This is a genomic window from Bradyrhizobium liaoningense, assembly GCF_018130825.1.
Lineage (GTDB): Bacteria > Pseudomonadota > Alphaproteobacteria > Rhizobiales > Xanthobacteraceae > Bradyrhizobium > Bradyrhizobium liaoningense_B.
Genome location: NZ_JAFCJS010000002.1, coordinates 314,974 through 328,383, shown reverse-complemented (window position 1 = coordinate 328,383; position 13,410 = coordinate 314,974). Strand labels below are relative to the sequence as shown.

Below are 13,410 nucleotides of genomic sequence, written 5' to 3'. Positions count from 1 at the left end.
CTCGGTGTCATCGCCCGGCCTTGACCGGGCGATCCAGTATTCCAAAGGCCTGGGTTGGAGAGCTCGCTCTCACAATTCACGCCGCGGCGTACTGGATGCCCCGCCTTCGCGGGGCATGACAGCGAGGGTTCCGAAGCTCTCGCGCCTTCACTGCTCCGGCAATCCCGCGTCGACCTCGGCCTGCACGACGCGATCCCAGGCTGCGACACAAACCGGACTTGCGTTCTTCATCGGCGGCGAGACGTTGAGCTTCGTCGTGCCGGGCCGCAGCCTCAGCCCTTCCTGCATCGTCGCCCTCGCCTCCTCAAGGCGGCCCGTTCTCTGGTAGGCAGCAGCGAGCAGAAAGTGCGAGCGGCCGGTCCCCGGCGTGATGGCGATCGAACGTTGGAGCCACGGCAAGGCCTCCTCGTAGCGTCCCATCAAGGCATAGGTCATGCCCGCGCCGAGCAGCCAGGTCCAGCGCGAGGCCGGCGGCGTGTCGTAACGGTCGGCTTGCTGGAATGTCGCGAGCGCATCGTCGAAGCGGCCGAGATAGATCTGCCCGAGGCCGATCAGATAGAGCGCCGACCCGTTCCACTGATCGAAGCTCAACGCCTTGGCGCAGGTGACGAGACTCTCGACGAAATGATTGGTCGCGCTGAGGAAGCGGCAAGTGGCCTCGAGCACCGGAATCGAATTCGGCTTCGACCGCAGCGCCTGCTCCAGCGTCGCATTGGCCCTGGCCTCGACCGCGACCGCCTCCTCCGGGCTGAACCAGACCATCTGGATGCCGCGCAGCTGGAGCGAAGCGAGTGCAACCGCGATGTCGAGATTGTCAGGGTCGTCGCTGAGCGCCTTTTGCAGCATCGCCTGTGCCGCGCCAAAACGCTCGCGCGTGGTCTGGTTGATCGAGGCGAGCGCCTGCTCGACGGCGACCTTGTCGCCGCCGGCCGACGCCCCCGCGGCCTGCGGGCGCGGCGCACGCGACTCCAGGACCTCGTTGAGACGGCGCGCAAGCCCGTGACCGACGCCGGCGACGAGCCGGGACTGCGCAAGCTGCGCGTCCGCCTCGTCAGCAGTGACCGACGCTGCGACGACCGACTGAACCTCGCCGGTGGCGGCCTTGATGATCCGCGCGCGCAGCGTCCAGGACTTGTCGCTGCGCTCCAGTTCGCCGCGCAGCTCGTAATCGGATGATGCGGCGGACGCAGCGCTGCTGTCGCCGCCATTGGCTGCCAGTCGTGGCGCAACCACGCTGATGTTCTGGATCTTGGCAAAACCATCGGTGAGGCGGGCGGTGACCTCGGCGGCCATCGCCGCGCCGCGCGGGTCGTTGCGGTCGTCAGCGATCGGCATCACGGCGAGCCGCGGCGGCGTTCGCCTGAACAGCAGGTCCGGCTTCAGCACGGGCGCGGCAACCGCAAGCCCCATGACGATCACGCAGAGCCCGGCCACGGCGGCAACCGTGGCCTGCCGGCTCAAGCCGAACCAGGCGCGCCGTGGCCTCACGGGCGCCGCGGCGACCTCGTCCGGCGGCAGGGGCGCGACCTCACCGGGCGGGTCCGGCCGGGCCGCCTCGGCCTGCGCCGGGTCGGATTCGGGCGCAGCCTCAACCTCCGTCGCCAGCAGATAGCCGCCGCCGGAGGCGAGCTTGATCAGCTGCCGCCGCTCGTCGCCGAGTGCGGCGCGGAGCTCGCGGATGCACTGGAACAGGCTGTCCTCGCCGACATGGACGTTCGGCCAGACCGCCTCCATCAGCTCCTGCTTGCTCAGCACCCGGCCGCCGCTGGTGGCGAACAGCCGGAGCATCTCGAACGTCTTGGGCCGGAGCTTGATCGGCGTGCCATCGGCCCCGCGCAGCTCCGCGCGCGGCAGGTCCAGCTCGAAGCCGGCGAAACGAAGCAAGTGATCCCCCAACACGTCTCTCAAGGCGGCTCATATAGCGGAAGTCTGCCGAAATTGCCCGAAAATCGGGTCTGAAACGCAAATATCAGAAACTTTCAGAAACTAGCCAACCCCTTATCAGGACACCACTCCCTGCCGATGAGATGAATCCAGCCGAGGACTCGGGACGTGTTGGGGGACGTAGTGAAGACGGGGAAAGATTGTTTCAAGGCGACCCGCCACCTGCGGGCCGCGCTGCTGACGTCGTCGGCGCTGGCCTTGGCCTGGATGCTGCCGGCCGCGCCCTCGCACGGCTCGTCGAATGGCACCTGGCTCGCCTCCCCCGGCAGCAACGACTATGGCACCGCCTCCAACTGGGACGGCGGCTTCGTGCCGGTGGGCACGGCCTCCTTCGGCACCTCGGACACCACCAGCCTTGCGGTTTCAAGCGTCAGCGTCGGCGGCTGGACCTTCAATGCGGGCGCCTCGAACTACACGTTTGACGTCAACGGTCCGTTGACCTTCACGGGTGCCGGCATCACCGTCAACGGCGGCAGCGCCACCATCACCAACCACCATACCCTGTCTTTCTTCGGTAGCAGCACGGCTGGCAGCGCCACTATCATCAACAACGATACCCTGGGATTCTTCAGCACCAGCACGGCGGGCAACGCCACCATCACCAACAACAACGAGCTGGACTTCAGCGACGCCAACACGGCAGGCAACGCCACCATCACCAACAACGGAACTCTGTATTTCCTTGGCACCAGCACGGCCGGCAGCGCCACCATCACCAACAATTCCGTCCTCCAGTTCCGGTACAGCAGCACGGCCGGAAGCGCCACCCTTATCAACAACGCCGGAGGCACCGTCGATTTCTCGAACAGCACCGGTCCGAACGGCGACGGCAGGCTGAGCGCGGGATCGATCGCCGGGGCCGGCAGCTACGTCCTCGGCGCCAACGAGCTGACGGTCGGCTCCAACAATTCCTCGACCGAGGTCAGCGGCGTCATCTCAGGCACGGGTGGCTCGCTGGTCAAGATCGGCACCGGCACGCTGACCCTGTCGGGCGCCAATACCTATACCGGCGGCACCACCATCAACGGCGGCACGTTACAGCTCGGCAGTGCCGGCGGCGTCGGCTCCATTCTGGGAACCGTCAACGTTGGCGCCAGCGGCACGTTCGACGTCGTCAACGCCGACACCAGCGGCATCACCAGCATCTCCAACGACGGAACCACGAACTTCCAAAACGCGAGCAGCGCCGGCTCCGCGACCATCTCAAACAACGGCTCGATATACTTCTACGACACCAGCACCGCCGGGACCGCCACCATCACCAACAGCAGCAGCGGCACGGTCCTTCTCTCCGGAAACGCCACGGCCGGCAGCGCAATCATCACCACCAACAACCTCATGTATTTCTACGGCGGCAGCACGGCCGGCAACGCAACGATCACCAACAACAATTGGCTGTCTTTCAACGAAACCAGCACGGCAGACCACGCCACGCTCACCAACAATCGCTGGCTGTATTTCTACAACGACAGCACGGCTGGCAGCGCGACCATCACCAACTCCAATTTGCTGGTTTTCCGCGACAACTCCACGGCCGGCAACGCCTCCATCACCAACACCAATACCATCAATTTTGTCGTCAGCAGCACGGCCGGCAGCGCCGTGATCACCAACAATGCCGGCGGCACGACCACTTTCCAGGACAATTCGACCGCCGGCAATGCGCAGCTGATCAACAACGCGGCCAATGCCGTCTTCGATTTCTCCGGCAGCTCCGGCGCGAGCGGCGACCACAAGCTCAGCGCCGGCTCGATCGCCGGCAACGGCACCTTCTATCTCGGCGCCAACGAACTGACGGTCGGCGGCAACAATCTGTCGACCACCGTCAGCGGCGTGATCGCCGACGGCGGCTACTTCGGCGGGACCGGCGGTTCGCTGGTCAAGACCGGCACCGGCACGCTGACGCTGTCGGGCGCCAACACCTATACCGGCGGCACCACCTTCGCCGGCGGAACGGTCAGCGTCTCCTCGGACGCCAATCTCGGCGACCTCGCGGGCGGCCTGACCTTCAACGGCGGCACCCTGCAGATATCAGGCACGGCATTCAACGCCACCGCACGCACCGTCACCCTGGGTGCCGGCGGCGGCACATTCGACATTGCGGACGCCGCCAACGATTTCGTCATCAGCCAGAGCATCAGCGGCGGCACGCTGACCAAGTCCGGCGCCGGCACGCTGACCTTGACCGGCGCGGCAGGTTTTTCCGGCGCGACGGTGTCCGCCGGGACGCTGGCATTCCTCAATACCACGGCAGGTAGCGCGGATATCGCCAACAACGCGCAGCTGGCGTTCTACGGCCACTCAACGGCCGGCGATGCGACCATCGTCAACAGCGGCAACGTCCTGTTCGACGGCAATACGACGGCCGGCAACGCGCAACTCGTCAACGCCATCTCCAGCGCCGTCATCGACTTCAACACCCCCGGCCCGGGCAGCGACGGCAAAATCAGCGCCGGCTCGATCGCCGGCAGCGGCACCTTCAACCTCAACGGCGCGGAGCTAACGGTTGGCGGCAACAATCTGTCGACCACCGTCACCGGCGTCCTCACCGGCGACGCACATAGCACCGGAACATCGCTGGTCAAGGCCGGCACCGGCACGCTGACACTGGCGGGCATCAACACCTACACCGGCGCCACGATCGTGGACGGCGGTACGCTGGCGGTGAACGGCTCGATTGCGTCCTCCGGCAGCCTCACCGTGAACAGCGGCAGCACGCTCGGCGGCACCGGCATCGTCGGCAACACGACGATCGCGAGCGGCGGCACGCTGGCGCCAGGCAATTCCGTGGGCACCCTCACCGTCAGCGGCAACCTCGCCTTCAATGCCGGTAGCTTCTACCGGGTCGAGGTCTCCACGGCCGCCGCCGACCGGACCAACGTCTCGGGCATCGCGACGCTGACCGGCGCCACCGTGCAGGCGGTGGCGATTCCCGGCAGCTTCCGCAGCCAGACCTACACCATTCTCAACGCGACCGGCGGCTTTGGCGGAACGCAGTTCGCCGGGCTGAGCGTGAGCGGCAGCTTCAGCCCGACACGCAATCCGCACCTCACCTACGATCTGAACAACGTCTATCTCGTGCTCGATCCCGGCACGATCGTGCTGCCGGCGGGCAGCGGCGCCAACCAGAGCAACGTGGCCGGTGCCATCAACAAGGCGGTCGAAGGCGGCGCGACGCCGCCGGCCGGCTTCGACGCGCTGCTCAACATGGGCCAGCCGCAGCTCAACCACGGGCTCAGCCAGGTCTCCGGCCAGCCGGGCGCCGCGGGCACGCAGGCCTCATTCAACGCCATGCAGCAGTTCGTCGGCATGCTCGATCCCTTCGGCGGTGGCACGGACGGCGAGCGCGGCACAACTGCCGGCGATGGCGGCGCGCTCGGCTATGCCTCCACCGCACCAAACGACGCCAGGGTGCGCGAGGCCTACGCCGCAGTGACGCCGCGCGAGGCGAGCGGGGATGTCATCGACCGGCGCTGGGGCGTGTGGGCCTCTGCTTACGGCGGCGCCAGCACGTTGAACGGCAACACTGCGGCCGGTTCGAGCACCACCACCAGCCGCATCTACGGCACCGTGGTCGGCGCCGACTATCGCGTCTCCCCGAACACGCTGCTCGGCTTCGCCCTCGGCGGCGCTGGCTACAATTTTACGCTGTCGGACAGTCTCGGCGGCGGCCGCGCCGATCTGTTCCAGGCCGGCTTCTACGGGCGCCACACATTCGGGCCGGCCTATATCTCCGCGGCACTCGCCTATGGCTGGCAGGACGTCACCACCGACCGCACCGTGACGGTGTCTGGCACCGACAAGCTGACCGCCAACTTCAAGGCCAGCACCTTCTCGGGCCGCCTGGAAGCCGGCTGGCGCTTCGCACCGATCCCCGCATCGAGCTTCGGCGTGACGCCTTACGCGGCCGCACAAGTCACGACCTTCCACCTCCCCGGCTATGGCGAGACCGCGATCGTCGGCAGCAACCAGTTCGCGCTCTCCTACACGGCGCAGGACACCACCAATGTCCGCACCGAGCTCGGCGCCCGCACCGACCAGCGCTTTCTCGTCAACGACGGCGTGCTCACTTTGCGCGGCCGCCTCGCCTGGGCCCACGACACCAATACGAACCGCCTCGTGAACGCCGCCTTCCAGACGCTCCCCGGCGCGGCCTTCACCGTCAACGGCGCGCAACCGGCAGCAGACTCCGCGCTGGTCGGCGGCCGCGCCGAGATGAAATGGAAAAACGGTTTCTCGCTCGCGGGCACGGTCGAGGGTGAGTTCTCCCGCAGCACGCAGACCTACACCGGCAAGGGCACGGTGCGGTATGAGTGGTGAGGTTCGCGCCTTCGTCACAGTTAGCTGTCATCGCCCGGCTTGACCGGGCGATCCAGTACGCCGAGACAGTTGTCGTTGAACCGAGAGGCCGCGGCGTACTGGATGCCCCGCCTTCGCGGGGCATGACGGAGGAATTTAGGGCCACAGCACAGGCCAACCGCATCATGCCATTCTGCCGCTGTTTTGCCCGACGCCGCAACCGAATATTTCGTATTTCCAGAAATCAAAAAAGCCCAATGATTTCCGTCCGGTCTCTACTGTGCATGGGGTTGTTTTCAGGTTTTGGATTCGAGGCTGGTCGCGGGAACGCCTACCGCCCGGTCTTCACCTTGGTCCACAGCCGGTTGATGATCCGCTGCGTCGCCGGCTCACGCGCCGTGATGACGAAGAGCTTTGCGAGCGTCGCCTCGTCCGGATAGATGTTCTTGTCGTTCAGGATTTTTGGGTCGACCAGCTTCTGGCTGGCGAGGTTGCCATTGGCGTAGGACAGGAAGTCCGAGTTCTTGGCGGCGACGTCGGGGCGGTAGAGATAGTTGATCAGCTCGTAGGCTTCCCTGACGTTCTTGGCGTCCGCAGGGATCGCGAGATTGTCGAAGAACATCTGCGCGCCCTCCTTCGGGATGGTGTAGCCGATCTCGACGCCGCTCTTGGCTTCGGCCGCGCGAGCGCGGGCCTGCATGATGTCGCCGGACCAGCCGACCACGAAGCAGATCTCGCCGGTGGCGAGCGCGCTTAAATATTCGGAGGAGTGAAACTTGCGCACGGACGGCCGGACCTTGGCGACGACGTCGGCGGCCTTCTCCAGGTCCGCCTGCTTGGTCGAGTTCGGATCGAGCCCGAGCCAGCTCAGCGCTGCCGGAAAGATGTCGTCGGCGGAGTCGAGCATGTGCACGCCGCAGTCCTTGAACCTGGCGAGGTTCTCCGGCTTGAAGACGATGTCCCAGCTGTCGATCTTCGCGTCCGCCCCAAGGATCTGCTTCACCTTGGCGACGTTGTAGCCGATGCCCGTCGTGCCCCACATGTAGTTGGCGGCGTAGACATTGCCGGGATCGTAGATGCCGAGGCGCTGCGTCACCACGGGCCAGGCATTGGCGAGATTTGGCAGCTTCGCCTTGTCTAGCTTCTGGAAGATGTTCGCCTTGATCTGGCGCTGCAGGAAGTAGGCCGTGGGCACCACGACGTCGTAGCCGGACTTGCCGGCCATCAGGCGCGTCTCCAGCGTCTCGTTGGCGTCGAAGGTGTCGTAGACCACCTTGATGCCGGTCTCCTTGGTGAAGGCCTCAAGGACGTCAGGCGCCATATAGTTGGACCAGTTGTAGAAGTTGACGACCCGCTCCTCGGCCCCGGCGGGGGCGGAGAGCAACGTCAGCGCTGCGGCGATTGCAAGACCGAGGCGAAACCCCGAGCGGCTGACATTGGTCATCTCTGTCTACCTCTTGCGTCCACGCACCGCGTCCGACAGCCGCTCCAGCGCGGTGTCGAGCGTCTCGTCCTTCTTGGCGAAGCAGAAGCGCACCACCGAGGTCACCGGGTCCTGCTCGTAGAACGCCGAGACCGGGATCGCCGCGACCTTGTAGTCCTTCACGATCCGCCAGCAGAACTCGGTGTCGCTCTCGTTGAGCCCGAGCGGCGACAGGTCGACGGTGAGGAAGTAGGTGCCTTGCGACTTCAGCACGGGAAAGCCGAGGCTCTCGAGGCCCTTGGTCAGGCGGTCCCTGCTCCGCGTCAGATCCTTGCGCATCGACAGGAAGTAGTCGTCGGACTTGCCGAGGCCGTAGGCGACGGCGGCCTGCAGGTTCGGCGCGGTGGTGAAGGTCAGGAACTGGTGCACCTTGGCGGCGACGCGGAGCAGCGGCGGGGCGGCGCAGACGAAGCCGATCTTCCACCCCGTCAGCGAGAAGATCTTGCCGGCCGAGCCGACCTTGATGGTGCGCTCGCGCATGCCGGGGATGGTGATCAGCGGGATGTGCTTGTGCTCGTCGAAGGTGACGTGCTCCCAGACCTCGTCGCAGATCGCGATGACGTCGAACTCCTGGCAGTAGCGCGCCAGCAGCTCGAGGTCCTCGCGCGGATAGACCACCGCGGAGGGATTCAAGGGGTTGTTGAACAGCACCGCCTTGGTCTTTGAATTGAACACGCTTTTGAGCATGTCCTCATTCAGCCGCCAGTGCGGCGGCTCCAGGCGAACCAGGCGCGGAATGCCGCCGGCCTGGCGGATGATCGGCAGATAGGAATCATAGACCGGCTGGAAGCAGACCACCTCGTCGCCGGGCTGGACCACCGCGAGGATGGCCGAGGTCAGCGCCTCGGTGCCGCCGGAGGTGACCATCACCTCGCTCATCGGGTCGAGCTTGAGGCCATGCCAGTGGCCGTAATGGGTCGCGATCGCCTGGCGCAGCTCCGGCAGGCCCATCATCGAGGGGTATTGGTTGTAGCCGTTCAGCGAGGCCTCGGCCGCGGCGCGGCGGATGTCCTCGGGGCCGGGATCGTCAGGGAAGCCCTGGCCGAGATTGATGGCGGCATTGTCGCGCGCGGCCTGCGACATCGCCTCGAAGATGGTGACGGGAAGGTCGGCGAAGACCTTGTTCAGGGACGAGCTCTTGTTCAAGGAAGAATTCTTGGACATCGGGCCGATCAGCCACCGACCTTGCTGGGAAGACCCGCCGCTTTCCAGCCCAGCATGCCGCCGGCCAGATGCTTGTCGTAAGGCAGGCCCGCCGCCTGCGCCGCCAGCGAGGCCGTCACCGAGCGCTTGCCCGAGCGGCAGGCGAACACGACCTGCTTTCCTTGCGGATCGGGGATCGCCTTGGGATCGAAGGTCGAGAGCGGAACCACGACGCCGTAAGGGTAAGCCTCGGCCTCGACCTCGTTCGGCTCACGGACGTCGACGAGCAGATAGCGCCCTTCCGCGACACCCTTGGAGACCTCGTCCGGGGTCAGATCCTGTACCTGGTTTGCCACTTCATCCTCCAACGTCGCGGGCTGCATGCCGGGGCGATCCCGGCGCGCGGCAACCTCGCCTCTCGGGAAACGAAAATCAAGCGCCACAAAGGCTTGAGCCGCGCGGCGCAAGTTAAAGCTAAATCGCAGCGACTTGAAGTCCGGCGTTGGTTTCCCGCCCTAGATCGTCACCTGGGTGCCGACCTCGACGACGCGCCCCGAGGGGATCTGGAAATAGTCGGTGGCGTCGTTGGCGGAGCGGCTGAGCGAGATGAACAGCCGGTCCTGCCAGCGCGGCATGCCGGAATGGGCGGCGGGCTTCAGCGCCCGGCGCGACAGGAAGAACGAGGTCGACATGATGTCGAACTGCCAGCCGAGCTTGCGGGCGATGGCGAGCGCCTTCGGCACGTTGGGCGATTCCATGAAGCCGAACTTCAGCGTCACCTTGGAGAAGGTCGGTGAGATCTGCTCCAGCCTGACGCGCTCGGCCAGGTCGATCCGCGGGGTCTGCGCGGTCTCGATGGTGAGAATGACATTCTTCTCGTGCAGCACCTTGTAGTGTTTCAGACTATGCATCAGCGCGGTCGGGGCGCTGAGCGGGTCCGAGGTCAGGAACACGGCGGTGCCGGGCACCCGCTGCGGCGGCCGCTTCTCCAGCATGGCGACGAGATCGGCGAGCGGGAACTCGAGCTTGCGCGACTTCTCGAACAGCAGCCGGCTGCCGCGCCGCCACGTGTACATCAGGATGATCATGACCGCACCGAGCGCCAGCGGCACCCAGCCGCCCTCGAACACCTTGAGCAGATTGGCGGCGAGGAAGGTCAGGTCGAGGAACAGGAACGGCGCGATCAGCGCACCAGCGGCGATCGGCGACCAGCGCCACACCTTCCACACCACCACAAAGCCCATCATCGCCGTGACCACCATGGTGCCGGTGACGGAGATGCCATAAGCCGAGGCCAGCGCGCTGGAGGAGCGGAACAGCAGCACCAGAAGCACCACCGCGACCAGCAGCAGCTGGTTGATGCGCGGGATGAAGATCTGGCCGGAATGGGCTTCAGACGTATGGCGAATTTCGAAGCGCGGCAGCAGGCCGAGCTGGATCGCCTGGCGCGTCAGCGAATAGGCGCCGGTGATGACGGCCTGGCTCGCGATCACGGTCGCCATGGTGGCCAGCACGACCATGGTGCCGCGGAAAAAGCCTTGCGGAAAGAGCTGGAAGAACGGGCTGACGATCGCGCCGGGATCGCCGAGCACCAGCGCCCCCTGCCCCAGATAGTTCAGCGCCAGCGACGGCAGCACGATGAACAGCCAGGCGGTCTGGATCGGCCGCTTGCCGAAATGGCCGAGGTCGGCATAAAGCGCCTCGGCGCCGGTCACGGCCAGGAACACCGCGCCCAGCGTCACGAAGCCGATGATGCCGTGGTGGAGCATGAAGGACACCGCGTAGAGCGGATTCAGCGCAAACAGGATCTGCGGCTGCTCGATGATGGGGTGGATCGCCGCCACCGCGAGGACTGCGAACCAGACGCACATGATCGGGCCGAAAAAAGCCGCAACGCGCGCCGTGCCGCGGGACTGCACCGCGAACAGGCAGACCAGGATCACCACGGTCAGCGGGACGATGTATGGCTCGAAGGTCAGGGTGACGTCCTTCATGCCTTCGATCGCCGACAGCACCGAGAGCGCCGGCGTGATCACGGCATCGCCGTAGAACAGCGCCCCGGAAATGATACCGAGCAGGACAATGGTCGCCCCGCCGGTTCCAACCGCGCGCTGGGCCAGCGCCATCAGCGCCAGCGTGCCGCCCTCGCCGTTATTGTCGGCGCGGAGAAGGATCACGACGTATTTGAGCGTCACCACCACGATGAGCGCCCACAGGATCAGGGAGACCACGCCCAGAATGGCCGCCGGCGTCGGGGCACCTTCCGCCCCCGAGGCCGCCATCACCGCCTCGCGGAACGCGTAAAGCGGGCTGGTGCCGATATCGCCATAGACGACGCCGATGCTGCCGAGCGTCAGCGCGCCGAAACGGGCGGTGGTGTGGGCCTCGCCATGCCCATTGGCCGCCGTCGTTTCCGGGGCGGAAATCGCTACGTCACTTGTCATGGGAGAGCCTGGAGGCCTCTAAAATGCTTCACTGCACAATGGCAGAAAGGGCGCGCGGCTTATAGTCCTGCGCTACCGGCATAGCCTAGCCCGATTCTGGGCCCTAGGCATGCAAATCTGCATGGTTCCACCGGTTGCGTTTTAGATGGTGACCTGAGTCCCGACTTCAACCACCCGCCCCGTGGGAATCTGGAAGTAATCGGTGGCGTCGTTCGCCGACCGGCTCAGCGCGATGAAGATATGGTCCTGCCACAGCGGCATGCCCGACTGCGCCGAGGCTTTCAGCGACCTTCGTGACACGAAGAACGACGTCGACATGATGTCGAACTGCCAGCCCTGCTTGCGTGCGATCGCCAGCGCCTTGGGCACGTTTGGCTGCTCCATGTAGCCGAAGCGCAGGCGGACTTTCGAGAACTTGTCGCTGATCTTCTCCATGCGGAACCGCTCGGACAGATCGACCCGCGGCGTATGCGCGGTCTCGATGGTCAGGATCACGTTGTGCTCGTGCAGCACCTTGTTGTGCTTGAGATTGTGCAGCAGTGCGGTCGGCACGAAGGAAGGATCGCTGGTCAGGAACACCGCGGTGCCCTTGACGATGTGCGGCGGCCGTTTCTCCAGGCTCCGGATCAGATCGTCCAGCGGCACCTCGATCCGGCGCGTCTTCTGAAGCAGGATGCCGGTCCCCTTGCGCCAGGTCCAGATCGTCCCGGCCATGGCCGCGCCGAACAGCAGCGGGACCCACGCGCCTTCGAGCAGCTTGAGCAGATTGGCGCTGAAGAAGCTCATGTCGACGACGACGAAGGGCACGATCACCGCCGCCGCCGTCGCGGCGCGCCAGTTCCACAGCTTCCAGATCACGACGAAGCCCATGATGCCGTCGACGACCATGGTGGTGGAGACGGCGATGCCGTAGGCCGAAGCCAGATTGCTGGGGGTGTGAAACAGCAGCACCAGCAGCATCACGCCAATCAGCAGCAGCCGGTTCACGCGCGGCAGATAGATCTGGCCGGCGTGGGTTTCGGAGGTGTAGCGCACCTCGAAACGCGGCAAGAGGCCAAGTTGCACCGCCTGATAGACCAGCGAATAGGCGCCGGTGATCACCGCTTGACTCGCGATGACGGTCGCCGCGGTCGCAAGTCCGACCAGCGGCAGCACCAGACTCTCGGGCACCATGCGGTAGAACGAATGCTCGATCGCGCTGGGATCGGACAGCACCAGCGCGCCCTGCCCGAAATAGTTGATCAGCAGCGCGGGCAGCACGAAGAACATCCAGGCCGACTGGATCGGCTTGCGGCCGAAATGGCCGAGATCGGCGTAAAGCGCCTCGCCGCCGGTCACCGCGAGGAACACGGCGCCCAGCGTCACGAGGCCGATCGTGCCGTGCGACAGCAGGAATTGCAGGGCGTAATAGGGATTGATCGCGGTGAGCACCGACGGATCGTCGGCGATGTGGACGGCGCCCATCACCGCAAGAACGGTGAACCAGACCACCATCACCGGCCCGAAGGCCGAGGCCACCAGCGCGGTCCCCTTGCTCTGGACCGCGAACAGCAACACCAGGATGATGACGGTGAGCGGTACGACATAGTGCTCGAAGGCGGGGGTCACGAGCTTCAGACCCTCGACCGCCGACAGCACCGAAATTGCCGGCGTGATCATGGAATCGCCGATGAACATGGAGGCGCCGACCACACCGAGGGCGAGCAGGAACCAGCTTCGCCGCCCGAGCGCGCGCTGGCCGAGTGCCATCAGCGAGAGCGTGCCGCCCTCCCCGTTATTGTCGGCGCGCAGCAGGAGCAGGACGTATTTGGCGGTGACGACGATAAAGAGTGCCCAGAGGATCAGCGAGAGCACGCCGAGCACCATGACCCGCGAGACCGGCTCGCCATGGGCCGCGCCCCTCATCGCCTCGTGGAATGCGTAGAGCGGCGAGGTCCCGATATCGCCGAAGACAACGCCGATGCTCCCGAGCGTAAGGGCCCAAAAACCCGAGGTGACCGGCCCTTCCTGGGTCTCGGTCTGTGTGATGCTCGCCGCCATGAGGATGGAAAACGCTTCGTCCCTGAATTTGATCCGGCGCCTTTTGACGCTTCCTGC

General features: G+C 65.5%; 7 protein-coding genes. 1 reads left to right on the top strand and 6 read right to left on the bottom strand.

Going from position 1 to position 13,410, the window contains the following annotated elements; translation table 11 throughout:
- Positions 1–147: 147 nt before the first annotated feature.
- Complete coding sequence (locus tag JQ603_RS10010; RefSeq protein ID WP_212338895.1) at positions 148–1,884, bottom strand: tetratricopeptide repeat protein; 1,737 nt, start codon at positions 1,882–1,884, stop codon at positions 148–150.
- A 168-nt stretch (positions 1,885–2,052) separates the two neighbouring features.
- On the opposite strand from JQ603_RS10010, the gene JQ603_RS10005 reads away from it, so the two are divergent.
- Positions 2,053–6,264 (top strand): autotransporter domain-containing protein, encoded by a 4,212-nt coding sequence (locus JQ603_RS10005; protein ID WP_212338886.1) that lies wholly within the window; start codon positions 2,053–2,055, stop codon positions 6,262–6,264.
- Positions 6,265–6,574: 310 nt separating this feature from the next.
- On the opposite strand, the gene JQ603_RS10000 is transcribed toward JQ603_RS10005, so the two are convergent.
- The 5 genes from JQ603_RS10000 to JQ603_RS09980 all read right to left on the bottom strand — a co-directional run bounded on the left by JQ603_RS10000 (position 6,575) and on the right by JQ603_RS09980 (position 13,353).
- The gene (locus tag JQ603_RS10000; RefSeq protein WP_212338883.1) at positions 6,575–7,687 is read right to left on the bottom strand and encodes a polyamine ABC transporter substrate-binding protein; all 1,113 of its coding nucleotides are present in this window, start codon (positions 7,685–7,687) and stop codon (positions 6,575–6,577) included.
- A gap of 6 nt (positions 7,688–7,693) precedes the next feature.
- Entirely contained in the window at positions 7,694–8,890 is a 1,197-nt protein-coding gene (locus JQ603_RS09995) for an aminotransferase (protein WP_212338875.1), read from the bottom strand.
- Between the two features lie 8 nt (positions 8,891–8,898).
- Complete coding sequence (locus JQ603_RS09990; protein ID WP_080138282.1) at positions 8,899–9,225, bottom strand: rhodanese-like domain-containing protein; 327 nt, start codon at positions 9,223–9,225, stop codon at positions 8,899–8,901.
- A gap of 159 nt (positions 9,226–9,384) precedes the next feature.
- A complete protein-coding gene (locus JQ603_RS09985; RefSeq protein ID WP_212338865.1) occupies positions 9,385–11,313 on the bottom strand; it encodes a potassium transporter Kup in 1,929 nt (642 codons plus the stop codon).
- A gap of 141 nt (positions 11,314–11,454) precedes the next feature.
- A complete protein-coding gene (locus JQ603_RS09980; protein WP_212338863.1) occupies positions 11,455–13,353 on the bottom strand; it encodes a potassium transporter Kup in 1,899 nt (632 codons plus the stop codon).
- Positions 13,354–13,410: the final 57 nt, after the last annotated feature.

What these genes read in the sequence shown, in the direction of transcription:
- JQ603_RS10000 (WP_212338883.1), bottom strand. Translation starts at nt 7,687, where the DNA reads ATGACCAATGTCAGCCGCTCGGGGTTTCGCCTCGGTCTTGCAATCGCC.
- JQ603_RS09995 (WP_212338875.1), bottom strand. Translation starts at nt 8,890, where the DNA reads ATGTCCAAGAATTCTTCCTTGAACAAGAGCTCGTCCCTGAACAAGGTC.
- JQ603_RS09985 (WP_212338865.1), bottom strand. Translation starts at nt 11,313, where the DNA reads ATGACAAGTGACGTAGCGATTTCCGCCCCGGAAACGACGGCGGCCAAT.
- JQ603_RS09980 (WP_212338863.1), bottom strand. Translation starts at nt 13,353, where the DNA reads ATGGCGGCGAGCATCACACAGACCGAGACCCAGGAAGGGCCGGTCACC.